The organism is Kribbella amoyensis (assembly GCF_007828865.1).
Taxonomy (GTDB): domain Bacteria; phylum Actinomycetota; class Actinomycetes; order Propionibacteriales; family Kribbellaceae; genus Kribbella; species Kribbella amoyensis.
Map to the genome: position 1 here is coordinate 553,708 of NZ_VIVK01000002.1, position 25,780 is coordinate 579,487.

Here is a 25,780-nt window from a genome sequence, read left to right on the forward strand (position 1 = left end):
CGTCGCCACGAGATCTTGACCGGCCCGAAATCTCTTGGATACTTGCGTGCAAAGGTTTACCCCGCCCGTCGAAAGGGTCCCGCCCATGAACCCCAGCCGCCGCCGGATCCTCGGCCTCGGTCTCTCCGGAGTGGTTGCCACAGGCATCGGATCGGGCCTGCTGGCACCGGTCGCCGCGGTCGCGGACAGCGACCGCGAGCAGTCCCTGCGGTCCCGGATCCGGCCGCCGCGGTTCCCGGACCGCTGGTTCCCGATCACCGAGTACGGCGCCACGCCGGACGACGCCACGGCGGGAATCGCCGCCGCGATCCAGGCGTGCAACGCGGCCGGCGGCGGGCACGTCGTCGTTCCGGCCGGGGTCTGGCAGACCGGCGCGATCCAGCTGCTGAGCCACGTGGACCTGCACCTGGAGGAAGGGTCGACGCTGCGGTTCAGCACCGACCCGGCCGACTACCCGCTGGTCCGGACCAGGTGGCAGAGCGTCGAGGTGTACAACTTCTCGGCGCTGATCCGGGCCGAGGATCAGACCGACATCGCGATCACCGGGTCCGGGACCCTGGACGGCGCCGGCGACAACGAGCACTGGTGGTACCTGATCGGCAGCGGCCAGTACGGCTGGAAGAAGGGCATGCCGAACCAGCGGGCCGACTGGGCCGAGCTGGAGCGGATGAACAACGAGCAGGTCCCGCTCGAGCAGCGGGTCTTCGGCCAGGGGCACTACCTGCGGCCGAGCTTCATCCAGCCGTTCCGCTGCCGGAACGTGCTGATCGAGGGAGTCACCGTGCGGGACTCGCCGATGTGGACGATCCACCCGCTGGAGTGCGGCAACGTCACCGTCAAGGACGTCAAGGTGCACAACCTCGGCCCGAACGGCGACGGCTGCAACCCGGAGTCGTGTACCGACGTCCTGATCCGTGGCTGCACCTTCGAGACCCACGACGACTGCATCGCGATCAAGTCCGGCCGGGACGCCGACGGCCGCCGGCTCGGGCTGCCGTCGCGCGGCATCATCGTCGAGGACTGCACGTTCCTCAGCGGCGGCGCCGCGGTCGCGATCGGCAGCGAGATGAGCGGCGGGATCGAGGACGTCTGGGTCCGCCGGCTGTGGATGCCCGCCGACCCGGCCGCCGACGAGGCGTTCCAGCAGTGGGTGCTGTGCGTGAAGTCCACCTCCACCCGCGGCGGGTACGTGCGCAACATCAACGTGCACGATGTGGATTGCCGCGCCTGGACGTATCGTCCGTTGGAGATCACGTTCAGCTATCAGGGCGGCGGCAACCAGACGTTGTTCCCGGACGTGCGCGACATCCGGTTCGACGACGTCCGGGTGGCGCGGGCGGAGCGGGCGTACCGGATCGTCGGTGTGGAGTCGATGCCGATCCGTTCGGTCGCGGTCACGAACAGTCGTTTCGACGTGGTCGAGGCGGAAGCTGTCGTACAGTACGCCGACGACGTGATGATCCGGAACGTACGGATCGGCGACACCCGAGTGGGGTGACCAGGCCCCGCCCGGACCGGGCGAGAGGTGATCGGTGACGGAGAGCGGACGGGTCCGGCTGATCGACGTGGCGCGCGAGGCGGGCACGTCGGTCTCCACCGTGTCGCGGGCGCTGAACGGGTCGGAGCTGATCTCGCCGCAGGTGGTGGCGCACGTCCGCGCGGTCGCCGACGAGCTCGGGTACCGCGCGGACCGGCGGGCGCAGGAGTTCAAGCTCGGCCGGCCGCGGACCGTCGGCGTGACCGTGCCGGATCTGGCCAACCCGTTCTTCTCCGAGGTACTGAAGGGGCTCGCCGCGGCCGCTCGGACGGACGGTCACCGGCTGCTGATCGGTGAGAGCGGCGAGGATCCCGAGGAGGAGTTGCGGCTGGTCGAGGAGATCGCCGACCACTCCGCCGCCCTGGTGCTCTGCAGTTCGCGGCTCACCCGCGGCGGTCTGGAGAAGGCGCTCGCGTTGCCCGTCCCGGTGGTGTGCATCAACCGGACGGTGAAGAACGCGGGCGCCGTCGCCATCGACTACCGAGCCGCGAGCCGGCTCCTGCTCGACCACCTCACCGGGCTGGGACACCGCCGCATCCTGTACGTCGGCGGCCCGGCCTCGTCCTGGTCCGACGCCGAGCGCCGTCGCACGCTGCGCAGGACGGCGCGTTCGCTCGACGTCACGCTGGACGAGATGGAAGGCGGCTGGTCCGGCCGGCACGGGTACGAGGCCGGCCCGACCGTCGTCGGCAGCCGGGCGACCGCGGTGATCACCTTCAACGACCTGGTCGGCGTGGGCCTGCTCAGCTGGTTGCACGACAACGGCGTCGACGTCCCGGCCGAGCTGTCGGTGGCGTCGTACGACGACATCCCGATCGCGGCGTACTCCCGGCCGCCGCTCACCTCGTTGCGGAACGAGCGCGCCCGGCTCGGCGAGCTGGCCTGGAAGCAGCTGGCCGGACGGCTGGCCGGTGCCGAGTGGCCGCGGCCGGATCTGCTCGCGCCGGAGCTGGTGGCCCGGGCGAGTACCGGGCCGGCGCGTCGGCGGGTCCGGATCCGCGCGCACGGCTGAGCCACGGGATCCCTTGTCGCAAACGATTGCACGCGACTTCACCATGCGGACACCCCGGTGACCCGGACGGTGGCCGTGGGTTAGGTTCGGGACATGCTGCCGTCACGGGTTCTGCTGGGGACGGCGTACTACCCGGAGTACCTGCCGCGCGAGTTGGCCGGCCGGATCGGGACCGACCTGGATCTGATGGCCGCCGCGGGGATCGGCGTGATCAGGGTCGGCGAATCGGTCTGGTCCAGCTGGGAACCGCGCGACGGCGTGTTCGCGCTGGACTGGCTGACCCCGGTGCTCGACGGGGCCGCGGAGCGGGGGATCGAGGTCCTGCTCGGCACCCCGACGTACGCCGTGCCGCCCTGGTTGCAGCGTGCGCATCCCGAGATCGCGGCCGAGCGCCGGACCGGTGAGCGGGTGCCGTGGGGAGTACGCCAGGAGGTCGACTGTCACCAGCCCGCGTTCCGGTTCCACGCCGAGCGGGTGATCCGGCGGATCGTCGAGCACCACCGCGACCATCCCGCCGTGACCGGGTACCAGGTGGACAACGAGCCGGGCTTGTTGCTGCCGCACAACGAGAGCACGTTCCAGGCGTTCGTCGCCGAGTTACGCGCGGAGTACGGCGATGTCGACACGCTCAACGAGGCGTGGGGCCTGACGTACTGGTCGCACCGGTTGAGCGACTGGTCCGAACTGTGGCGGCCGGACGGCAACAGCACGCCGTCGTACGACCTGGCCTGGCGGCGGTTCCAGGCGCGCCGGACGACCGAGTTCATCGGCTGGCAGGCCGACCTGGTCCGGGAGTTGCGGCGGCCGGGCCAGTTCGTCACCACCTGTCTGGCGTACGGCCGGGCCGCGGTGGCCGACGTGCCGTTGACCGAGCGGCTGGATGTTGCGTCTGGCAACGTTTATGTGCACGTCCAGGACGGGCTGGACCGGCCGGCGGGGCCGCAGCGGTTCGAGCCGGGCTGGTTCGGCCGGACCGTGCCCGAGCTGTTCCTCTCCGCCGACCGCATCCACGCCTCGCAGCAGCGGCCGTTCCTGGTCACCGAGACGAACGCGACGTCGATCGGCGGTTCCCAGCTGAACCACCCGCCGTACGACGGGCAGCTGCGGCAGCTCGCCTGGGCGATGGTGGCTCGGGGTGCGCGGCTGATCCAGTACTGGCACTGGCACTCGATCCACCACGGCGCCGAGACGTACTGGGGCGGGATCCTCGGGCACTCGCTGCAGCCGGGCCGGGTGTACCGGGAGGTCGCCGCGATCGGTGCGGAGCTCGGCCGGGCCGGCGAGGAGGTCGCCGAGCTGAAGCCGGACGTGGACGTGGCGGTGCTCTGGTCGACGGACAGCGAGTGGGCGCTGCAGTTCCAGCCGCCGCTCGCGCATCCGGGTGGCGTGCCTGACCAGGCGTCCTACCGGGCGATGGTGACGGCCTTCTACACCGGCATCGTCGACGCGGGGCTGCGACCGGGGATCCTGGCGGCCGAGCATCTCACCGATCCGGCCGCGCTGGCCGCTCGGTACCCGGTGCTGATCGTGCCCGCGTTCTACGTCGCCTCCGACGACGAGCTCGCCGTGCTGACCGAGTACGCGCGGGCCGGTGGCCATCTCGTTCTTGGTCCACGCACGGGGTACGCCGATCCGGAGGCGCGGGCGCGGACCGAGATCGCGCCGGGGCCGCTGCGGGACGCGGCCGGGGTGCACTACCTCGAGTACGAGAACCTGCTCGACCCCCAACCGGTCAACGGCACCGTGGCTCCCGGCGGACACGCGACGCGCTGGGCCGACGACCTGGTCCTGGACGACGCGGAGACGCTGGCCTGGTACGAGCATCCCGGTGGTGGTCGCCGACCTGTAGTCACCACGAAGCGGTACGGCGAGGGGCAGGTCACGTACGTGGGGTCTGTGCCTGATCCCGTCCTGGCTCGGTCGATCGCCGAGCTGACGGCGGTCCCTGCGTGGACGGGCCTGCCGGAGTCGGTGACGGCGATGTCCGCGGTGAATCCGGCGGGCCGGCGGCTGTGGTTCGTCCACAACTGGTCGGGCGATCCGGTCGAGGTGACCGTGCCGTTCGCGGTGACCGAGGTGCTGACCGAGAAGCCGGTGGCGTCTGATGAGTCGTTCGAGCTGGCGGCCCGGGACGTCCGTGTCCTGAGAGAGGAACGCTGATGTACTACGAGGACCTCGAGCCGGGGACCGGTCGCCGCGAGCCGCGGGCTTGGCTGCACTCGTCCGCTCCGGTGCTCAGCCTGAACGGCGAGTGGCGTTTCAAGCTGTCCGCGGGACCGGCCGAGGCGCCCGCCGACGTGATGACGCCCGAGTTCGCCGACGACGGCTGGGACGAGTTGACGGTGCCCGGGCACTGGGTACTGCAGGGGCACGACCGGCCGCGGTACACGAACACCGCCTTCCCGTTCCCGATCGACCCGCCGCGGACCCCGGCGGCCAACCCGACCGGGGATCACCGGCACTGGTTCGAGCTGCCGGCGGACTGGCCGGACGCGCGAACGATCCTGCGGTTCGAGGGCGTCGACTCCTGCTTCAAGGTCTGGCTGAACGGCGTGGAGCTGGGGACGTCCAAGGGCAGCCGGTTGCCGAGCGAGTTCGAGGTCGGCGCGCACCTGCGACCCGGGCGCAACCTGCTCGTGGTCCGGGTCCACCAGTGGTCCTCGGGCAGCTACCTGGAGGACCAGGACATGTGGTGGCTGCCCGGGATCTTCCGGGACGTGACCCTGCGGAGCCGGCCGGCCGACGGGATCGAGGACGTCTTCGTCCACGCGGACTTCGACCACGTCACCGGCGCCGGCACGATCAAGGTCGACTGTGTCAGCACGGGGCCGGCCCGTGTGCTCGTCCCCGAGCTCGGCCTCGACCTCGCGCCGGGGGAGTCGGTGACCGTTCCCGCGGTCGAGCCGTGGTCGGCCGAGATTCCCCGGTTGTACGACGCGTCCGTGGTGACGCCGGGGGAGACGGTTTCGCTGCGGATCGGCTTCCGGACGGTCACGATCGTGGACGACCAGCTCACCGTCAACGGCCGGCCGCTGTTCTTCCGGGGCGTCAACCGGCACGAGCACGACCAGTACCGGGGCCGCGCGGTCAGCGAGGAGACGATGCGGCAGGACCTCGTGCTGATGAAGCAGCACAACGTGAACGCCGTCCGGACCGCGCACTACCCGCCGCATCCCGCGTTCCTCGACCTGTGCGACGAGCTGGGCCTGTGGGTGATCGACGAGTGCGACATCGAGACGCACGGGTTCATCTACACCGACTGGGTCGGCAACCCGGTCGACGATCCGGCCTGGGCGCCGATGCTGCTGGACCGGATGCGCCGGACGGTGGAGCGGGACAAGAACCACCCGAGCATCGTGATCTGGTCGCTGGGCAACGAGAGTCACCGCGGCCGCGTCCTCGGTGACCTCGCGGCATGGACCCGGGAGCGTGATCCGGGCCGGGCGCTGTTCTACGAACGCGATCGCAGCTACGCGTTCTCCGACTTCTACAGCCTGATGTACACCCCGCTCGACGAGCTGGAGCGGATCGGCAGCCGGACCGAGGAGGTCCCCGAGGAGACCGCCGACCACCCCGAGCTGGAGGCGCGACGGCGGGCACTGCCGTTCGTGTTGTGCGAGTACGCGCATGCGATGGGCAACGGGCCGGGCGGGCTGGCCGACTACCAGCGCGTGTTCGAGAAGTACCCGCGGTTGCAGGGCGGGTTCGTCTGGGAGTGGATCGACCACGGGCTGTTGTTGCCCGGTGCAACGGATCACGTGTACGGGGGTGCCTTCGGGGAGAAGGTGCACGGGGCGAACTTCTGCCTGGACGGGCTGCTGTTCCCCGATCGGACGCCGTCGCCGGGGTTGATCGAGTACAAGAAGGTGATCGAGCCGGTCCGGATCAGCGGGGCCGGGTCGCTGACGATCGAGAACCTGCGGTCGTTCGCGCCGCTGGACGACCTGGAGTTCGTCTGGTCCGAGGAAGTGGACGGGGTGGAGATGCGGTCCGGCCGGTTGGAGGTACCCGCGATCGAGCCGGGCGCGTCGGCCGAACTGCCGCTGCCGGTCGAGGCGGCGGTGCCGGTCGAGCCGGCCGCCGACGGGGCGGGGGAGCGCTGGCTGACGGTACGGGCGGTCCTCGCGAAGGACGAGCCCTGGGCCGCGGCCGGCCACGAGGTCGCGTGGGCCCAGTTCCCACTGCCCGCCCATTCCGCTCAACCCGGTGAGCTCGCCGAGCCGGCCCGGGCGGCCGACCCCGCTCAGCCCGCCACGGCCGCCGTGAGGCGGCAGCCGGAGCGGAGTGGGGACGGGTTGCGGCTCGGTGGGGGTGAGTTCGACGCGCGGACCGGGCAGCTGACGCGGCTGTTCGGATTGCCGACCGACGGTCCTCGGCTGGACCTGTGGCGCGCGCCGACCGACAACGACAACGGCCAAGGCGGCCGGAACGCGACGGTCACCGCCTGGCGAGCGGCCGGCCTCGACCGGCTGGAGCACCGCGTCGACCAGGTCGAGGTGACCGACCACGAACTGACCGTTCGGACCCGCGTCGCTCCCGACGGACTCGGCCACGGGGTCCGGACGACGTACCACTGGACCGCGAACGACGACGCGCTGAGCCTGACGGTGGCGGTCGTCCCCGACGGTCCGTGGAACGGGTCGGCGATCACGCAACCCTGCGAGAACTGGCCGCGTCTCGGCGTCCGGATGAGCCTGCCGAGCAGCCTGGACACGGTGCGCTGGTTCGGCGGCGGACCTGGTGAGGCGTACGCCGACAGCCGCGCGGCCGCTCGGGTCACGCGGCACACCAGGACCGTCGACGGTCTGCAGACGCCGTACGTCGTCCCGCAGGAGAACGGATCACGGATCGACGTCCGCTGGGCCGAACTGACCGATGCCGACGGCAACGGGATCCGGGTGGAGGGCGCGCCGTACTTCCAGCTCACCGCGCGACGCTGGACCACCGAGGACCTGGAGCAGGCCAAGCATCGCTCGGATCTGACCCCGCACGACCGCCTGTACGTCAACCTGGACCTGGCCCAGAACGGTCTCGGCTCCGCGTCCTGCGGTCCGGCCGCGACCGCGGACCACACGCTCGACGTCGCGGCGTACACGTTCGGGCTGACCTGGCGACAATTCGGTGGCCGCTGACCACCGAGTGTGACATCCTCGGCGGCATGAAGAGTTTCTTCCGACTGAGCTAGCTCCCGCTGGCCAGTCCCGAGGCATATCGCCCGCAGCCAGCGAGGCGGGAGCGGTCCGTCCGGCCGCTCCCGACTGCTGCCCGGGAGAGCTCTTCTTTTGTTGGTCCTTGTGCGGACAGTCACAGGGTTGGAGCAGTTGGCGGCCGAGGAACTGGCCGCTGCCCAGCACCGTGTGATCGACCTGTCCAGACGGCAACTCGTCATCGAACCCCACGACGCGACGGTCGTCACCAGTCCACCCAGGCTGGCCGACGACCTGTTCCTGATCCACGATGCGGTCCCTGATCCGGGGCATACCCGGCAGGCGCTGGCCGACGCCGTCCCCGCGATCCAGCTGACCGGTGAGCCGGCCGACTTCGCGGTGACGGCGTCGTTCCAGGGCCGGCGCAACTTCAACCGGTACGACATCGAGGACCTTGTCGGCGAGCGACTCCGCGAGCTCACCGGCGGTCGGTACCACTCACGTCGCGAGGGCGTGACGCCGCCGGTCGATCGCGTCGATTGGCGCGTCGTCCTCGACGGCAAGACGCTCTGGGTCGGGAGGCGGCCCTTCGCCGTTCCGTTGCACCGTCGCGAGTGGCGCCGGCACACGGTGACCGGCAGCCTGCACCCGCCGGTGGCCGCGGCGATCGCGCGGCTGGGACGCCTGGCGCCGGGCCTCCAGGTCCTCGACCCGTTCTGCGGTGCCGGCACGTTGCTGCTGGAGGCGCACGCCGTCGAACCGGGGGCGACGTACCGCGGGATCGATCGGCAGCCGGCCGCGATCGCGGCGGCGCGGGCGAACACACCGTACGGCGCGGAGATCGCTTGGCAGGAAGGAGATGCGAGGCAGGTGCGGGGATCGGTGGACCGGATCCTCACGAATCCACCATGGGACGTCCGGCTCGGGATCGGCCCTCTCGGCCCGTACCTGCGGCAGTGGCGCCGGGTCCTTCGCCCGGACGGCCTGCTCGTGGCGATCGTGAACCACGAGCAGGCTGAGCGGATCGGCGGGGACGCCGCCTGGCAGATCCTCGACGAGTACGACGTCGCGGTCGCCGGGCAGCATCCCCGGATCCTGGTGGCCGGACTCCGTCAGCGCGGGGTGACGAAGGTGAGGTAGGTCGAGTTCCCCTTGTCGGCGACACCGGAGTTGGCGCCGAGCTTCACCTCACCGGCCGGGACGTCGCGCCGGAACAGGATCAGCCGCTGGTCCGTCGTGCCGACCGTCTCGCCGGTGCGGGTGAAGGACTTCAGCCACTCCGGCCACCACACCCCCTCACCGCGGGCGTCGAACGCGACGTACACGGTCGCCGGCCGGCTCACGTCGAAGGTGAGGTAGTCGGTACTGGTGTTCTTCGAGTCGTCGTTCGCCCCCGGGATCAGGGCCTGCCCGGTCAACGGCGCCGGGAGGTCCGTGATCGTGTAGCTGCGGTCGACGTAGATCTGGGCACCGGGCTGTGCCTTGACCAGGTTCTGCAGCTTCTCCGGCTTCTGAACGGTGACCAGGTCGCTCCGCAGCGGCGGCTCGCTCTTCTGGACCCCGAGGATCCGCGTACCCACCGTCTTCACCTGGTCGGCCGGCTGACCGGTCAACGGCGCGAATCCGAACGAGGACAGCGGTACGGCGACCCGCTCCACGACGTACCCGTGGTTCGGCACGACGGGGACGGTCACGATCTCGTCCGACGTCGGCGCGACCACGGTCCGTCCGGTCCGCTGGTCGACGACCCGGACCTGCTCGCCCTTCCACGGGTTGCGGACGCGGAGCGAGTCCTTGCTGCCGGCCTGGATCCCGACCACGCTCGGGATGCCGCCCTTGACCTCGGTACTGATCCGGTGGCCGCCTTCGATCTGGACCGACCCGGCCACGTCCCAGTCACCCGGCCACGCAGGAGCCACGTGCACGACGCCGTCGTACGCCTGGACCAGCGCCTCCTGGAGACCGGTGGTGAGGACGCCGCCCCACTCGTTGTAAAAGCTCTGCTGGCGGACCGCCTCGCGGCCGGTGCGGTGCACGGTGAAGCCGTTCGGGAAGATCTGGAAGTCCTGGATCCCCTTCAGCAGCATCCGTTTCACCTCGTCGGCCTGGCCGAGTCGCGCGGCCCAGGTGCTGTCCATCCCCCAGTCCTTGTCCTGCGGGTAGACCCGTTGCCGGTACGTCGCCTGCAGCAGTTCGGAGTTCTCGTCGAACTGGCCCCACGGCCAGAGCGCCTCCATCTCCGGGTTCTGCGTGTTCTGCGGGGCTTCGTCGGTCCCGGACCACGCCAGGACCTGCTCCCCGTTGCGCTCGATCGTCCGGAACGGCGGCAGCTTCGTCACCGCGTCCCGCAACCGCGTCGCCATCGCGGTGTCCCCCCGGGCGGCGGCGAGATCGGCGACGATCGGGAACACCACCCGCATGCCGGCGAGGTCGGGCGTCGGGTCGTCGGTGTCCCACTGCACCTCGAGCGCGTTGACGTTCTCCAGGTGGAGGTAGCCGTCGCTCCCGGGCTTCAGGACGGACAGGTGGAACTCGACGATGTCGCGCATCAACGGGTACGCGCGGTCGAGCAGTGCCTGGTCACCGGTGAACCGGTACTGCTGCCAGATGTTGTTCACGAGCTCGGGTCCGCTGCTCAGGATCCGCTTCACCCAGCCCGGCTCGCCGGTGTTGTCGCAGCCGTCCCCGGTCCCGTCGTACCGGAGGAACTCGGGCACGCAGGTACCCTTCCCGCCGATCCAGTGGTCCTTGGTCCACTGCTTCATCAGGTCGGCCCGGTCGAGATAGAAGCGGAAGTACGGCGCGTTGTACTCCGCGATCCCGGCGCCGAGGTTCGACGAGACCAGCATCCGCAGGTTGAAGTGCCAGTACGAGTCCTGGGCCCAGTCGGCCTGGTCCTTGGCCGAGCTGAACATCCGGACCACGGCCCCGTGCGTACTCGGGACCGCGGACCGCATCGACGCGGCCATCGTGTACAGCTGGACGGTGCGCAGGTTCTCGACGTACTCGCCGGAGCCGTCCGCCGAGGTGATCCGCAGCGGCGCGGCTTTGGCCCAGAACGCGTGCCACCAGTCCGTGTGCCGTTGGGGTGTGCGCGGATCGTCGGCGTCCTTCACCGCCTTCTGCGCGGCCGCGGCGACGTCACCGCCGGTGTAGTAGGGCACCCCGACGACGAGACGGAACGAGCCGTCCGCGTTCGGGCGGAAGGTGAGCCGGACCGTCAACGGGTCGACCACCTCGGCGGAGACGTCGCGCGCCTTGGCGGTCATCGCGGCCACGGCACCCGTCGTACTGCCGGACGCGGCGTCGTGGAACGTCTCGGCGAGGGCGGCGACGGTCTTGGCCGCGCTCGCCTTCGGGGTCCGGCCGTCCCAGAGCTTCAGGTCGGCGGTCTGCTCCTTTCCCGGATCGGCGCCGGTGACCTCCAGGACGAACTGGTCGGCGTCGGCGCGGACGTAGCTGCGGGCCGACATCCCACCGCCGCGCTGGACCACCTGGCCGTCGTACAGGGCGAGCCGGCCGGAGTAGTCGCCCGCGCGCATCAACGGGTCCAGGCCCGGCACCACCAGGCGGCCGGCGGACTTGAGCAGGGGGAAGGTGTCGACCCGGTTGAGCTGGGCGCTGTAGCCCTTCTCGGCCCAGACGGCGGCACCGAGCTTGCCGTTGCCGACCGGCATCGCCTGGTATGCGCGCCACGCCGGTCCTTCCTGGACCAGGTCGGAGCGGGCGACGAGGCCGGCCGGGTCGGTCCGCAACGCGCCGTCGCGCCACGCGGTGGTGGCGCGGTCGGCCGGGGCGTCGGGTTCGGCGGCGGCGGAGCTGGTGCCGATCGCACCGGCACTGACGGCGAGCAGGGTCGCGAGTAGGGGCAGCGTCCATCGAACTGGCTGCATCACGTGAACCTTTCGGATGGGCGGACCGGGTCCGTGAGTCCTGACCATGGCCTCGGCGGCCGATCTGTGCGAACGTTTGCACTGGTCAATCGATTGCACGATAGACGGGCGCCGGGACCGTGACAAGAGTTCGGTGGACCTGCGTTCCGCCGCTCAGATCGGGTCTTGCACTCGCACCGATTCGGCAACTATGGTTCCGGTCAATCGATTGAACGGAGATCGCGTGACCGCCCCTCACGACGCCGCCCTCACCCTGAGCGGCCGCCGCGTGCTCGTCACCGGAGCCGCCGGCGGCCTGGGTCGAGCCGTCGCCCGCAGCCTGCTCGACCTCGGTGCCTCGGTGGCCCTGGCCGACCTCAGCGCCGAGGGTCTGCAGGCCACCGCGGCAGTCCTTCCCGACGGTGCCGAGCCTGTCCTGCTCGCTGGTGACCTGTCGGACGAGACCTACGCGACCGACCTCGCCGGGACGGCCGCGGCCGGGCTCGGCGGCCTCGACGGGTTGGTGAACGCGGTCGGCGTGATGCGGACGGCGCCGTTGCGCGAGCTGAGCGGGACCGAATGGCGCCGGGTGATCGACGTCAACCTGAACTCGGTCTTCCAGGTCACGCAGGGTGCGGCGGCCGTGATGTCCCGCGGCTCGATCGTGAACATCGCCTCGGTGGCGGGCCGGTCCGGGCGGCCGGACGCCGCGCACTACGCCGCCTCGAAGGCCGGGTTGCTGTCCCTGACGAAGTCGGCCGCGCTCGCGCTCGGTCCTGACCTCCGGGTGAACGCCGTCTGCCCCGGAATCTTCCTCACCCCGATGTGGGACGGGATCCTCGCCGACCGCGACAAGGCGTTCGGTGCCGGCGCGGGCGCGGAGTACTTGCGCTCGGTCACCGACCGGACCGCGCTGGGCCGGGTCGGCGAACCGGCCGAGCTGGCCGCGGTGGTGGCGTTCCTGCTCAGCGACCTGGCCTCGTTCGTGACCGGCCAGGCGATCAACGTCGACGGCGGACTGGAGATGCACTGATGACGGGGTTCCGGTTGCTCACCGCGCTGTACGGCGACGACACGATGACCGGTGTCTGGTCGGAACGCGCGACCATCGACGCCTGGGTCCGGGTCGAGTCCGAACTGGCGCAGGCGCAGGCCGAGGTCGGCGTGATCGGCCAGGCCGACGCGGACGCGATCAGCGCGGTCTGCCGGCCGGAGCGGATCGACGCCGGGCAGCTGTGGGAGGCGTCCCGCGTCGTCGGGTACCCGATCCTCGCGTTGACCAGGCAGCTGTCCGCGGCGCTTCCGCCCGGACCGGCGGGCCGGGTCCACTACGGCGCGACCACGCAGGACATCATGGACAGCGGTCTCGCGCTGCAGCTCGGAGCCGCGAGCGATCGGCTGATCGAGCTGACCGTGCTGCTCGGCGACGCGTTGTCGGAGCTCGCGGCCGAGCACGAGAAGACGGTGATCGCCGCCCGGACGCACGCGCAGCAGGCTGTCCCGACCACGTTCGGCGCGAAGGTCGGGGTGTTCCTCGCGGAGATCACCGACGAACTGGCCGATCTGCGCCGGGTCGCCGCCGACGTCCGGCTGGTGTCGTTGTACGGCGCCGGCGGCACGAACGCGGCGATGGGCCCAGCGAGTCCCGAGGTCCGCCGGGTACTCGCGCGCCGGCTCGGGCTGTCGGACCGGGACGTGTCGTGGCACGTGTCGCGGCACCGGATCGCGCGGTTCGGTGCGGTGTGCGCGACGTTGGCGGCGACCTGTGTGCGGTTCGCGCGGGAGGTCGTCGACCTGTCCCGGACCGAGATCGCCGAGGTCCGCGAGGAGGACGGGCACCACCGCGGTGCCTCGTCGACGATGCCGCAGAAGCAGAACCCGGTCAGCTCCGAGTCGGTGGTCGGCTTCGGGGTCGCGGCCGGGGCGGCGGCCAGTACGTTGCTGCGGGCAATGGAAGCCGGGCACGAGCGCAGCGCGGGCGAGTGGCAGCTGGAGTGGCTGGCGGTGCCGCAGGTCGCGGAGTACACGGCGGCCGCGTTGCTGCTGACCGGGCGGACCGCGACGACGCTGCGGGTGTTCCCCGAGGTGATGCGGGCGAATCTCAGCCGGGACGGCGGGCTGCTGATGAGCGAGGCGCTGATGATGCGGCTGGCGCCGGTGCTGGGCAAGGACCGCGCGCACGACCTGGTGTACGCCGCGGCGATCAGCGCGCGCGACTCCGGCCGGGACCTCGCCGAGGTGATGGCGGAGGTGACCGCCGAGCTGGCCGCCGCGGGGGAGACCCAACTGGACGGCGCGCAGGTGGGCGCCGAGGAGTACGTCGGTGAGGCGCCGGCGATGGCGGCCGCCGCGGTCGCCGACTGGCAGGCCCGGCGAGAACCGGGCGACGAGGACCGGCTGAGGCCGGTTGACGACGAGAGCCGGCGGGTGCCGGGCGACGAGGACCGGCGGGTGCCGGGGAGCGAGGAGGTGCGTGGTGGGTGACGCGCAGGTGCTGGACACCACGCGAGGACTGGCCGATCTGCACGGGCTGTGGCGGATCCGGATCCTGGAGGAGAAGGTCCGCGAGCTGCGGCTGTCCGGCGAGATCGTCGGCTCCGTGCACCTGGCGATCGGGCAGGAGGCCGGCCCGGTCGGCGTCTGTACCGAGCTCGGCGCGGACGACGCGGTGTTCGCGACGTACCGCGGCCACGGCTGGGCGCTCGCCCGTGGGGTCCCGGCCGACGCGATGCTGGCCGAGCTGGCCGGCCGGACGACCGGGCTGAACGGCGGCCGCGGTGGCTCGGCGTACTTCACCGCGCCGCGCTACGGCTTCCACGGGGAGAACTCGATCGTCGGCGCCGGTGCCCCGATCGCCGTCGGTGCCGCGCTGGCCGGGAAGTACGACGGCTCCGGGCGGATCGCGGTCACGGTGTTCGGTGACGGCGCGCTGAACCAGGGTGCGACGCACGAGGCGCTCAACTTCGCCGCGGCGTTCAAGCTCGGCGTCGTCTTCGTCTGCGAGAACAACCTGTACTCCGAGCTCACCCCGATCGCCGACATGGTCGCCGAACCGGAGTTGCACAAGCGCGCCGCGGCGTACGGGATGCCCGGCGAACGCGTCGACGGCAACGACCCCGCGGCCGTCCGCGACGCCGCCCGCCGCGCCGTCGAACGCGCCCGGGCCGGCGAGGGACCGACGTTGCTCGAGCTGATGACCGAGCGGCTGGTCGGCCACTACATCGGTGACGCCGAGCAGTACCGCCCACCGGGTGAGGTGGAGCGGGCGAAGCAGGCCGAGCCGATCGTCCGGCTCCGGGCCGCGCTCGCGGCGGCCGGGGTCACGGACGCCGACCTGGACGCGAGCGAGAGCCGCGCCCGCGAGGAGATCGAGCAGGCCGCCGGGACCGCGCTGGCCGCCCCGATCGCCGACGGCGCGACCGCGAAGGAGCACATCTATGCCTGAGGCAACCACCACGGCCCCGGCCCCGGCCGCGCTGTCGCTGAAGTACGGCGAGGCGATCAACGCGGCCCTGGTCCGGCTGCTCACCGAGGTCCCCGAGACGCTGCTGTACGGCGAGGACGTGGCCAAGCCGGGCGGCGTGTTCGGCGTCACCCGCGGCCTGCGCCGACGGTTCGGCGACCGGGTCTTCGACACCCCGATCAGCGAGTCCGCGATCCTCGGCAGCGCGATCGGCGCCGCGCTGATGGGGCGCCGCCCGATCGTCGAGATCATGTGGGCCGACTTCTCCCTGGTCGCCCTCGACCAACTCGTCAACCAGGCCGCCAACGCCCGGTACGTGTCCCGGGGCGAGGCGCCCGCGCCGATCGTCGTCCGGACCCAGCAGGGCAACGCGCCCGGCGCCTGCGCGCAGCACTCGCAGTCGCTGGAGGCGCTGTTCCTGCACGTCCCGGGGCTGCGGGTGGTGATGCCGTGGACCGCGCAGGACGGGTACGACGCGCTGCTGGCGGCCGGGCACAGCGACGACCCGGTGATCGTGATCGAGAACCGCACGTTGTACGCGGGGGAGAAGACCGAGGTCCGGATCGACGGATCACCGCGTCCGGCCGGCTGGACCACCGTCCGGCGGCCGGGCCGGGACGTCACCGTGGCGACCTGGGGCGCGATCACCGCGCGTGTCCTGGCCGCCGCCGAGCGGCTCGCCGCCGACGGCCTGGAGGTCGAGGTGGTCGAGCTGACCTGGCTCAACCCGCTCGACCTGACCGCGGTCCTGGACAGTCTCGGCCGGACCGGCCGGCTGGCCGTGGTCCACGAAGCGAACGTCACCGGCGGTTTCGGCGCGGAGGTTCTCGCCCGCGTCGCCGAGTCCGGTGTCCCGCTGTCCACCGCGCCCGTCCGGATCGGTACCCCGGACAGCCGGATTCCCGCCGCGCCGTCGCTCGCGGAGGCGCTCGTGCCCTCCGTCGACGCGATCGCGGCACAGCTCACGAAGCTCGTGCAGGAGAAACCATGACAGGCAAGCGAAGGATCCCCCTGGCCGCCCTCGTTGTCGCGCTGGCCGCGGCCGGCTGCGGGCAGGCGACCGACACCTCGAGCGCGCCCGCGGACGCCGCGCCGGACGCGAAGAACCTGACCATCGGCGTGTCCAACCTGGGCAAGAACTTCCCGTTCCCGGCCGCGATCGTCGGCGGGATCGACGAGAAGGCGAAGGAACTCGGCGTCAAGCTGGTCCAGGTCGACGCCCAGGGCACGGCCGAGAAGCAGGCCAACGACGTGCAGGACCTGATCGGCCAGAAGCCGAGCGGCGTGCTGCTGCTCCCGGTCGATTCCGGTGTCGCGACCGGTCTCGCCGACCAGCTGAAGACGGCCGGTATCCCCACCGTCGCCGTTGCCTCCCAGGTCGGTGACCCGGCCGGCCGCAAGATCGAGGACGTGTACCCGGGGCTGGTGGCCCTGGTCACCCAGGCCGAGGTCAAGGCCGGCCGGATCGCCGGTGAGCTGGCGGTCGAGGCGCTGCCGAGCGGCGGCAAGGTCGCGATCGTCGAGGGCACCGCGGGGTTCGCCGAGGTGAAGACCCGATCGGCCGAGTTCCTCGCGCCGGCCCAGGCCAAGGGCGTCGACCTCACCGTGGTCGCGCGGCAGCCGGGCGACTGGGTACCGGACAAGGCCCAGTCGGCCTGCCAGAACATCCTGGCCGCGCACCCGGACGTCGCGCTGATCTACAACCAGAGCGACGACATGGCGGTCGGCTGCTCGAAGGCGGTGAAGGCCGCCGGGTCGAAGGCGAAGGTGATCGGCGTCGGCGGGTCGAAGCTCGGCGTCGAGGGCGTCAGCGGCGGCGACATCTACGGCACCGTCTGCTACAAGCCGAAGGACATGGGCGCGCTCGCCCTGCAGGTGCTGTACGACCAGCTGACCGGGGCGAAGAAGCGGGACGCCGAGTTCGTCACGTACGACACGCCCGGCATCACCAAGGCGAACGTGGCGGACTGCGCCCCGCAGTGGTGACCCGATGACCGAGCCGCTGCTGGAACTCACCGACGTCACCAAGACGTTCCCGAACGGGACCCGGGCACTGCGCGGGGTGTCGCTCCGCGTCGCCCCGGGCACCGTGCACGGACTGGTCGGGGCGAACGGGGCGGGCAAGTCCACGCTGATCAAGGTGATCGCGGGGGTGCACCCGCCGACGACCGGAACGCTGACCTGGCGTGGGATCGGCCGGACCTGGCGCGATCCGGGCGCCGCCCGCCGGGCCGGGCTGGCCACGATCCACCAGCACATCCCGCTGGTCCCGGCGTTGAGCGTGCTCGAGAACGTCTTCCTGGACCGCGGCGGCTTCCGCCGGACCCCGGCCGGCCGGCGGGCGGAGTTCGCCGACCTGGTCGACCGGCTCGGGTACCCGGTCGATCCGGACGCCCTGGTCGGCGACCTGCCGATCGGGGCCCGGCAGATGGTCGCGATCCTGCAGGCGCTCGCGGCCGGCGCCGAGCTGGTGGTGATGGACGAGCCGACCGCGTCGCTGTCCGAGGGCGAACGCCGGATCGTGTTCGACGCGGTCCGCCGGCTGTCCGGACAGGGCACCGCGTTCCTCTACATCTCGCACTTCCTCGACGAGATCCTCGAACTGACCGGTCACGTCACCGTGCTGCGGGACGGGCGGGTCGTGCTGGACGACCCGACCGCCGCCGTGGACGAGGAGATCCTGGTCCGATCCATCTCCGGCCGCGAACTGCAGGCGGCCGAGGCGGTACCGGCCCTGGTCCCGGAGCGATCGGCGCCGGTCCGGCTCGACGTGGCCGGGCTGTCGTCACCGGGCCGGTTGGCGGACGTGTCGTTCCAGGTCCAGGCCGGTGAGGTGCTCGGCCTGGCCGGGCTGCTCGGGTCCGGCCGGTCGGAGATCCTGGCCGCGGTGTTCGGCGACGACCCGGCCGCGACCGGGACGATCCGGGTCGAGGACCGGCGGATCCACGCGCACCGCCGTGGGTTCGGCGGCGACCGGGGACCACGGGACGCGGTCGCCGCCGGGATCGCGTACGTGCCGGAGGACCGGGTCCGGCAAGGGCTGCACGTGGACCTGCCGCTGTGGCAGAACGTCAGCCTGCCGTACCTCGCGTCGTACTCCCGCGGTGGCGCGGTCCCGCGGGTGGACAGCGAACGGGCGCAGACCCGGCGCGCGGTCGGCGATCTCGGGATCGTTGCCGCGGGCATCGAAACGACGCCGGCCCAGCTGTCCGGCGGGAACGCGCAGAAGGTCGCCTTCGCCAAGTGGCTGTACGGCGACGCGAAGGTGTGGCTGCTGGACGAGCCGACCGCCGGGGTCGACGTGGGCGCCAAGGCGGACCTGCTCGGCCTGGTCCGGCGGCTGGCCGCGGACGGCAAGGCGGTCGTGGTGGTGACCAGCGAGTTCGAGGAACTGCTGGCGGTCTGTAGTCGGGTACTGGTGGTCCGCCGCGGCCGGGTGGTCGCCGAGCGGACGGCGGCGGAGACGTCGGAGGAGGAACTGATGATGCTGGCCCAGGGTCTCGGTACACCGGCGGTGCGCGATGCCGGCTGAACGACGGTGGCCGGAGAGCCTGAAGCTGTCCCGGGCCGGAGTGGTGTACGCGCTGGTGGCGCTGGTCGCCGTGCTGACGGTGGCGAGCGCGGCCCAGGGCCGGGCGCCGTACCTGGACCCGATGAACGTGTCGAACATCCTCGACCAGACGGCGCTGCTCGGCATCCTCGCGGTGTCGACCACGATCGTGCTGATCAGCGGGAACTTCGACCTCTCCATCGGCTCGGTGGCGGCCCTCGGTGCCGCGTTGTGCCTGAGCCTGATCGGCCCGATCGGGTTCTGGCCCGCGTTCGGGGTGGCGCTGGCGACCGGCGCGCTGGTCGGGCTGTTCAACGGCGTCGTGGTGCAGTTCGTCGGGATCAACGCGTTCATCGTCACGCTCGGCACGATGACCGGGGTCCGCGGGCTGGTGCTGATCGTCACCGACGGCCGGACCGTGACCCCGCCGACCGGGGACGGTGCGAACGCCCTGCGCGCGATCGACGCCGGCCGCTGGATCACGCCGAACCTCTACCTGGTGGCGGGGATCGCGCTTCTGCTCTTCGCGGGCTGGCGGCTGTGGACCCGACGCAGTATCGGGGTCCGTGACGCGGCACTGCGGAGCAAGGCCGTCCTCGTACCGGGCATCGCCGGGATCGTGCTGGTCGCGGCGTCACCGGTGCTGATCTTCACGGTCCAGCTGACGCAGCGGACGACGTACCTGCTGGTGCTCGTGGCCGTCGCGGCGTGGGTGTTGCGGTTCACCACGGTCGGGCGGCGGTTGTACGCGACCGGTGGCAACCCGGAGGCCGCGCGGCTGGCCGGGGTCGCCGTCAATCGGTACAAGGTGCTCGCGTTCGTGCTGAACGGGACGGCGGCCGCGTTCGTCGGCGTGCTGTACTCGGCCCGCATCGGCTCGATCAACCCGACCGGGCTCACCGGGTACGAGCTGACCGCGCTGGCCGCGGCCATCCTCGGTGGGACCGCGCTGTTCGGTGGCGTCGGCAGTGTGCTGAAGTCGCTGGCCGGCGCGCTGATCCTGGTGACGTTGAAGAACGGGTTCAACATCCTCAACCTGGGCGCGAACTGGCAGGGCCTGATCGAGGGCCTGGTCCTGATCGTGGCCGCCGCGATGTACACGGTCTCGACCCGGCGGCCCACGGTCCGCGCGACGACGGAGTAGCCCATGCCCACCGGAATCTGGCACACCGGCCTGCACGTGAGCGACCTGGACCGCTCGATCGCGTTCTACCGCGACGTACTCGGGCTCGAGCTGGTCCACGTCCAGGACCAGGACAACCCGTACACCCGCAAGCTGGTCGGGTACCCGGACGCCCGGCTGCGGGTCGCCCAGCTCGCCGTCCCGGGGGAGCGGCCGGGCGTCAGCAGCCACGACGTCGAGCTCGTCCAGTACCTCGCGCCGGCCGGGACCCGGCAGGACCCGGCCCGGTACCACCCGGGCTCGGCGCATCTCGCGTTCGTGGTCCACGATCTGCGCGCGACCTACGACCGGATGACGGCAGCCGGGGTCCGGTTCGTGTCACCGCCGAACCGGATCGAGGCCGGCGTCAACCTGGGCGGCTGGTGCTGCTACCTGCTGGACCCCGACGACATCACGCTGGAACTGGTGCAGCCGCCGCCGCACCGGCTGACGGACACCTTGGAGGACGCGTGATCATCGACGCCCACCAGCACTTCTGGGACCTGGACCGGCTGGCCTATCCCTGGCTGGACGCCGACGGCCTGGAGCCGTTGCGGCGCAGCTACGACGAGACCGGCCTGGACGACCTGCTCGCCACCTGCGGGGTGGACCGGACGGTGCTGGTGCAGTCGCTCGACTCGGCCGAGGACACCGACTTCATGCTCGAGGTCGCGGACCGCTGGTCCCGGGTGGCGGCCGTGGTCGGCTGGGTGCCGCTGACCGATCCGGACGCGGCCGCCGCGGCCGTGGCGGAGCGGACCAAGGATCCGCGGTTCGTCGGCGTCCGGCACCTGATCCACGACGAGCCGGACGAGGACTGGCTGCTCCGCGAGGACGTCGGGGCCGGGCTGGAGGTGCTTGCGCTGAGCAACCTCACCTTCGACGTGGTCGCCGTGACGCCACGCCACCTCGCCCATGTCCCGGTGATCGCGGCCCAGCATCCGTCGCTGCGCATCGTCATCGACCACCTGGCCAAACCGCCGATCGCGGCCGGTCCGTGGCAACCGTGGGCGGACCTGCTGGCCCGCGCGGCCCGGCATCCGAACGTGTACGCGAAACTGTCCGGCCTGAACACCGCGGCCAAGCCGGGCTGGACCGCGGACGACCTGCGTCCGTACGTCGAGCACGCGCTGCGCGTCTTCGGCCCGGAGCGGCTGATGTTCGGCGGTGACTGGCCGGTGGCCACGCTCGCCGACGAGTACGAGCGGGTCTGGACCGAGACCGGGCGGGTGCTGGCCGATCTGGACGAGGACGAACGCGCCCTGGTCCTCGGCGGGACGGCGGCCGAGTTCTACCGGATCCCAGGGGTGTCCGCCTGATGCTGGACCTGCTCGCACCGATCGCGGCCCGGGTCGGTATCGACGTCCCGGCGAGTCATCGCCGCGGGATCGCGCTGGTCGGGGCCGGCGCGATCGTCGAGGTCGCCCACCTCCCGGCGTACCAGGGACTCGGCCTCGACCTCCGTGGTGTGTACGACGTCAAGCCGGACCGGGCCCGCGACCTCGCGGCCGAGTTCGGGATCGAGCGGGTGTACTCCTCGTTGGAGGAGTTGCTCGCCGACGACGCGGTGGAGGTGGTCGACGTCGCCGTGGTGCCGTGGGCCCAGCCGGACGTGCTCCGTCAGGTCATTGCCGCTGGCAAGCACGTGCTCGGGCAGAAGCCGTTCGCCCCGGACCTGGCGACCGCGCGGGAGCTGATCGGCCTGGCCGACGCGGCCGGCGTCAAGGTCGCGGTGAACCAGCAACTGCGCTGGGACGAGGGCATCGCCGCGGCGCGCGAGATGGTGCGGGCGGGCTGGATCGGGACGCCGACGACGATGTCCTTCACGGTGGACATCAGCACCGACTGGACCGCGTGGGACTGGCTGGTCCGGTCCGACCGGCTCGAGATCATGTACCACTCGATCCACTACCTCGACGCGGTCCGGAGCATCCTCGGCGATCCGCGCCGCGTGTTCGCGACGGCGTCTCGGCGAGGCGGCCAGGTGGCGACGGGGGAGACCCGGACGATCTCGACCCTCGTGTACGACGGGGACACCCGGGCCGTGCTGCACGTGAACCACGAGAACCAGGGTGGGGACCAGCGGGCCGAGTTCCGGATCGACGGCACCGAGGGTGCGATCCGCGGCACGCTCGGCCTGCTGTACGACTACCCGCACGGGCGGCCCGACACGCTGGAGGTGTACAGCCGGGTGGTCCCGACCGACGGCTGGCTGGCGTACCCGGTGACACAGCGCTGGATCCCGTGGGCGTTCGGCGGACCGATGGCCGGGCTGCTCGCCTGGATCGCCGACGGGACCCCGGCGCCGACGGCGGCCGCGGACAACATTCGCACGCTCGCGCTCGTCCATGCCCTGTACGGTTCGATCGACGACGGCGAGGCACGAGTGGTGGAGGCAGGATGACCCCAGCGGCGACCGGTCGCGGCGGCCGGGTGACGATCAGCGACGTCGCCGCGCTGGCCGGCGTGGACAAGGCGATCGTCTCCCGGGTGGTCAACCAGAAGGCGGTGAGCATCCGGCCGGAGACCCGGGAACGGGTGCTGCAGGCGATCCAGGACCTCGGCTACCGGCGGAACATGGCGGCCCGCTCGCTGCGGACCGCGAGTACCGGTGCCGTCGGCCTGTTCATCCCCGACTTCGCCAACCCGGTCTACGCGGAGATCATCACCGGTGCCGAGACGGCCGCACTCGCCCGTGGGTACGTGCTGATGGTCGGTTCGTCGGCGGTCGCCGGGCACCGGACCCGGGACTACCTGGAGACGCTGGGGGAGGGCCGGGTCGACGGGCTGCTGCTCGCGGGTGGCCCGATCTCCCAGGCCGAGCAGGAGACGCTGGACGCGCAGGGACTGCCGTGGCTGCTGGTGAACCGGCGCGGCCGGGCGACCACGCGGCACGTGGTCCTCGACGACGACCGGGCCGCGCAGGTGGCGGTGAACCACCTGGTCGAGCTCGGCCACCAGCGGATCGCGCATGTCGCCGGACCAGCGGGCGCGGATACGGCACGCCGTCGCCGCGAGGGGTACCGGAAGGCGTTGCGGGCCGCGGGCCTGGAGCCGGAGACCGCGTTGGTGGCTGCCGCGGACTACACCCCGGCCGGTGGGTACGAGGCCACGTCCGCGTTGTTCGCGTCCGGTCGGCGGCCGACCGCGTTGTTCGTGGCGAACGTGGCCTCGGCGATCGGCGTCCTGACCGCGGTCTGCGAGCGCGGCCTGTCCGTGCCGGACGACGTGTCCGTGGTCGCGGTGCACGATCTGCCGCTGGCCGAGCACCTGGTGCCAGCGTTGACGACCGTCCGGATGCCGCTGCGGTCTCTTGGCGCCCGGGCGACGGAGCTGCTGCTGGAGAACGATCCGCAGCAGCCCGTCGCCGAGGTGGTCCGCGATCCGATCGAGCTGGTGATCAGGAAGTCGACCGCACCGGCCCGCCGTCGCCGCTGAGGGTCCCGGACCTCCACCACTCACCAACACACCCGCGTGAGGCGCGCTGGGTGGTTGGTGAGCGTGGACTCGGCGTTGATCGGCGGGTGTGGCGAAGTTGGTGAGTGGTGGAGGTCCGCCTCAGCCCGGCTTCCGGTTGGTGCTGTTGGCCACGGTCACGCCCGCGGCTCGATCAGGTAGTCGACGCCCGCCTGGGTGCGGAACTCGACCACACCGTCCTCCGGGCGAGCGAAGGCCACCGGACCCTTGGTGGACTTCACGTCGACGCGCTGCGGGGTACGGAGGCGGAGCCGGTTGCCCAGCAGGGACTTGATCCGCGCGCCGGTCAGCTTGCCGCCGGACCACGCGAGCTCGATCTCGAACCCACCCCGCGCCCGGAGTCCGCTGATCCTGCCCTCCCCGAACGCGGACGGCAGGCACGGCAGCAGTGCGACCTCGCCGGAGTGACTCTGCAGGACCATCTCGGTGAGGCCTGAGACGCCGCCGAAGTTGCCGTCGATCTGGAACGGCGGGTGCAGGTCGAACATGTTCGGCGCGGTCCGCCCGGGCGCGAGCAACTGGGTCAGGTGCTTGTACGCGTTGTCCGGTTCGAGCAGCCGGGCCCGCAGGTTCAGCTTCCACGCCAGCGACCAGCCGGCCGTGACCGCCGGGCCGCGCAGCTCGAGCGACTTGCGGGCCGCGTCGGCCAGTTCCGGCGTCCGGCGCGGCGTGATCTGGTCGCTCGGGAAGACCGCCCACAGGTGCGAGACGTGCCGGCTGGTCTCGGTCGCGGCCTCCTCCCAGTCGATCAGCCACTCCTGGATCTGGCCGAGGAAGCCGATCTGGATCGGCGGCAGCTTGGCCCGGGCAGCAGCGGCCTGGGTCGCCATCGCCGCGTCCTCGCCGAGCAGCGCGGCCGCCTGGCCGAACACCTTGAACAGGTCGTGCAGGATTTCGCTGTCCATCGTCGGCCCGGCGCAGATGCTGACCCCGACGTTGTCGTAGTCGTGGTGCTTCAGCTCCGGCGAGTGCGACGGGCTGGTCACCAGATAGCCCGTCGCCGCGTCGGTCTGCAGCTGGTCCAGGAAGAACTCCACCGAGCCGCGGAGTACCGGGTAGAACTGCCGCAGCATCGCCACGTCACCGGTGTACTCGTACCGCTCCCAGAACAGCAGGGACAGCCACGCACCACCGGTCGGCCAGACCCCGTAGTACGCGAAGTCCACCGGCGCCGTCCCGCGCCAGCCGTCGGTGTTGTGGTGGGCGACCCAGCCCGGCGCGTCGTACATCAGCTCCGCGGTCCGGGCGCCGGACTCGGCGAGTTCGGCGATCATCTGGAACATCGGGTCCCAGCACTCGGCCAGGTTCGCCGGGCCGGCCGGCCAGTAGTTCATCTCCGCGTTGATGTTCAGGGTGAACTTCGACTGCCACTCGGGCAGCATCTTGTAGCTCCAGATGCCCTGCAGGTTCGCGGGCTGGCCCGGGCTGCGCGAGCTGGAGATCAGCAGGTACCGGCCGAACTGGTAGTACAGCGCGGCCAGTTGCGGGTCGCCGCCGTTGCGGAACGCGGTGATCCGCTGGTCGGTCGGCAGCGCGATCGCCTCGGACGTGCCCAGGTCGATGTCCAGCCGTCCGAACAGCCGCCGGTAGTCGGCGACGTGTTCCTGCCGGATCTTCCCGTACGCCGGCCGGCCCACCTTGGTCAGCGGGGCGAGCGCCTTGGCGAGCTGGTCGTCGCTGACGTCGAGGTAGTTGCGGTAGCTGGTACCGATCGAGAGCAGCAGCGTGACCTCGTCGGCACCGGTGACGGTGAGTTTGCCGTCGGCAACGGTCGTGCTGCCGCCTTCGGCGAAGGCGCGGAGCAGTGCCGAGAACTTCACCTCGCCCTTGAGCCCCTCGGCCTCCCCGCTGATCCCGTTCAGCGCGAGGGTGGTGGCGTCGTACCCCTCGACGGTGGCCGCCTGCGGGGTGGTGAAGGTCGCGCTGAAGGAGATGGACGCGTCCTGGTCCGCGGTCAGCCGCATGACCAGGATCTGTGCCGGGTGGCTGACGAAGACCTCACGGCTGTACCGGACGCCGCCGGCCTCGTAGCTCACCGAGGTGATCGCGGTGGTCAGGTCGAGCTCCCGCCGGTACCCGGTCACTCCGTCGATCCCGGGGAAGGTCAGCTCCAGATCGCCGACGGGCTGGTACTGCATCTGCTCGGTCGGGCGGCCCATGAAGTGCTCGTCGGCCAGGTTCTGCGCCTCCAGGTACTGCTCCTCGGCGATCAGCCGGCGGATCTCGGGCAGTACCTCGCGGCCCATCGGGTCGTCGTACTGGTGCGGGCCGCCGGCCCACACGGAGTCCTCGTTCAGCTGCAGGCGTTCGGTGCCGGTGCCGCCGTACACCATGGCGCCGAGCCGTCCGTTGCCGATGGCAAGCGCTTGGAGCCACTCGACAGCGGGCTGGGAGTACCAGAGCTTCAGCGGGTTGGTGTCACTGCCGGGGACGCCGGCGGCGGTCCCGGTCGTCTCGGCGGCGGCGGACAGCGGATCGGTCAGGGTGCCGGCGGCGATGGCCGTGCCGGCGGCGGCGCCGGCGGTCCGGAGGACCTGGCGTCGGGTGAATTCGGTCATGA

General features: G+C 71.5%; 18 protein-coding genes. 16 read left to right on the plus strand and 2 right to left on the minus strand.

The window, feature by feature from the left end:
• Positions 1-85: 85 nt before the first annotated feature.
• The 5 genes from FB561_RS32830 to FB561_RS32850 all read left to right on the plus strand — a co-directional run bounded on the left by FB561_RS32830 (position 86) and on the right by FB561_RS32850 (position 8,836).
• The gene (locus FB561_RS32830; RefSeq protein ID WP_145813917.1) at positions 86-1,498 is read left to right on the plus strand and encodes a glycoside hydrolase family 28 protein; all 1,413 of its coding nucleotides are present in this window, start codon (positions 86-88) and stop codon (positions 1,496-1,498) included.
• Between the two features lie 34 nt (positions 1,499-1,532).
• On the plus strand, positions 1,533-2,549 hold the full coding sequence (locus FB561_RS32835; RefSeq protein WP_145813918.1) for a LacI family DNA-binding transcriptional regulator: 1,017 nt from the start codon (positions 1,533-1,535) through the stop codon (positions 2,547-2,549).
• A gap of 93 nt (positions 2,550-2,642) precedes the next feature.
• On the plus strand, positions 2,643-4,709 hold the full coding sequence (locus FB561_RS32840) for a beta-galactosidase (protein ID WP_145813919.1): 2,067 nt from the start codon (positions 2,643-2,645) through the stop codon (positions 4,707-4,709).
• On the plus strand, positions 4,709-7,681 hold the full coding sequence (locus FB561_RS32845; RefSeq protein ID WP_145813920.1) for a glycoside hydrolase family 2 TIM barrel-domain containing protein: 2,973 nt from the start codon (positions 4,709-4,711) through the stop codon (positions 7,679-7,681). The genes FB561_RS32840 and FB561_RS32845 overlap by 1 nt, the downstream gene beginning before the upstream one ends.
• A 180-nt stretch (positions 7,682-7,861) precedes the next feature.
• Entirely contained in the window at positions 7,862-8,836 is a 975-nt protein-coding gene (locus tag FB561_RS32850) for a TRM11 family SAM-dependent methyltransferase (protein WP_170284917.1), read from the plus strand.
• On the opposite strand, the gene FB561_RS32855 is transcribed toward FB561_RS32850, so the two are convergent.
• Positions 8,809-11,589 (minus strand): glycosyl hydrolase family 95 catalytic domain-containing protein, encoded by a 2,781-nt coding sequence (locus tag FB561_RS32855; RefSeq protein ID WP_145813922.1) that lies wholly within the window; start codon positions 11,587-11,589, stop codon positions 8,809-8,811. The genes FB561_RS32850 and FB561_RS32855 overlap by 28 nt on opposite strands.
• A 223-nt stretch (positions 11,590-11,812) precedes the next feature.
• Between FB561_RS32855 and FB561_RS32860 the strand changes: the two genes are divergently transcribed.
• Genes FB561_RS32860 through FB561_RS32910 form a run of 11 tightly spaced genes read left to right on the plus strand, consistent with a single transcriptional unit; the run spans position 11,813 to position 23,181 of the window.
• Positions 11,813-12,601: an SDR family NAD(P)-dependent oxidoreductase gene (locus tag FB561_RS32860; protein ID WP_170284918.1), complete on the plus strand. Its 789-nt coding sequence runs from the start codon at positions 11,813-11,815 to the stop codon at positions 12,599-12,601.
• Positions 12,601-14,052 (plus strand): class-II fumarase/aspartase family protein, encoded by a 1,452-nt coding sequence (locus FB561_RS32865; RefSeq protein ID WP_145813924.1) that lies wholly within the window; start codon positions 12,601-12,603, stop codon positions 14,050-14,052. The genes FB561_RS32860 and FB561_RS32865 overlap by 1 nt, the downstream gene beginning before the upstream one ends.
• On the plus strand, positions 14,045-15,013 hold the full coding sequence (locus FB561_RS32870) for a thiamine pyrophosphate-dependent dehydrogenase E1 component subunit alpha (RefSeq protein ID WP_238335267.1): 969 nt from the start codon (positions 14,045-14,047) through the stop codon (positions 15,011-15,013). The genes FB561_RS32865 and FB561_RS32870 overlap by 8 nt, the downstream gene beginning before the upstream one ends.
• Positions 15,006-16,022, plus strand: coding sequence for an alpha-ketoacid dehydrogenase subunit beta (locus FB561_RS32875; protein ID WP_145813925.1), 1,017 nt, complete (start codon positions 15,006-15,008; stop codon positions 16,020-16,022). Before FB561_RS32870 ends, FB561_RS32875 begins: the two co-directional genes overlap by 8 nt.
• A complete protein-coding gene (locus FB561_RS32880) occupies positions 16,019-17,017 on the plus strand; it encodes a sugar ABC transporter substrate-binding protein (RefSeq protein ID WP_145813926.1) in 999 nt (332 codons plus the stop codon). Before FB561_RS32875 ends, FB561_RS32880 begins: the two co-directional genes overlap by 4 nt.
• A gap of 4 nt (positions 17,018-17,021) precedes the next feature.
• Complete coding sequence (locus tag FB561_RS32885; RefSeq protein WP_145813927.1) at positions 17,022-18,563, plus strand: sugar ABC transporter ATP-binding protein; 1,542 nt, start codon at positions 17,022-17,024, stop codon at positions 18,561-18,563.
• Positions 18,553-19,725, plus strand: a complete 1,173-nt coding sequence (locus tag FB561_RS32890; RefSeq protein ID WP_145813928.1) for an ABC transporter permease — start codon at positions 18,553-18,555, stop codon at positions 19,723-19,725. The genes FB561_RS32885 and FB561_RS32890 overlap by 11 nt, the downstream gene beginning before the upstream one ends.
• Before the next feature lie 3 nt (positions 19,726-19,728).
• The gene (locus tag FB561_RS32895; protein WP_145813929.1) at positions 19,729-20,217 is read left to right on the plus strand and encodes a VOC family protein; all 489 of its coding nucleotides are present in this window, start codon (positions 19,729-19,731) and stop codon (positions 20,215-20,217) included.
• The gene (locus FB561_RS32900) at positions 20,214-21,062 is read left to right on the plus strand and encodes an amidohydrolase family protein (RefSeq protein ID WP_145813930.1); all 849 of its coding nucleotides are present in this window, start codon (positions 20,214-20,216) and stop codon (positions 21,060-21,062) included. The genes FB561_RS32895 and FB561_RS32900 overlap by 4 nt, the downstream gene beginning before the upstream one ends.
• Positions 21,062-22,147 carry a Gfo/Idh/MocA family protein gene (locus FB561_RS32905; RefSeq protein ID WP_145813931.1) on the plus strand — a complete coding sequence of 362 codons (1,086 nt, stop codon included), beginning with the start codon at positions 21,062-21,064 and terminating at the stop codon, positions 22,145-22,147. The genes FB561_RS32900 and FB561_RS32905 overlap by 1 nt, the downstream gene beginning before the upstream one ends.
• Entirely contained in the window at positions 22,144-23,181 is a 1,038-nt protein-coding gene (locus FB561_RS32910) for a LacI family DNA-binding transcriptional regulator (protein ID WP_145813932.1), read from the plus strand. The genes FB561_RS32905 and FB561_RS32910 overlap by 4 nt, the downstream gene beginning before the upstream one ends.
• A gap of 155 nt (positions 23,182-23,336) precedes the next feature.
• Here FB561_RS32910 and FB561_RS32915 read toward each other — a convergent pair whose 3' ends face one another.
• Positions 23,337-25,778, minus strand: a complete 2,442-nt coding sequence (locus FB561_RS32915) for a glycoside hydrolase family 95 protein (protein WP_145813933.1) — start codon at positions 25,776-25,778, stop codon at positions 23,337-23,339.
• Between the last annotated feature and the right edge of the window lie 2 nt (positions 25,779-25,780).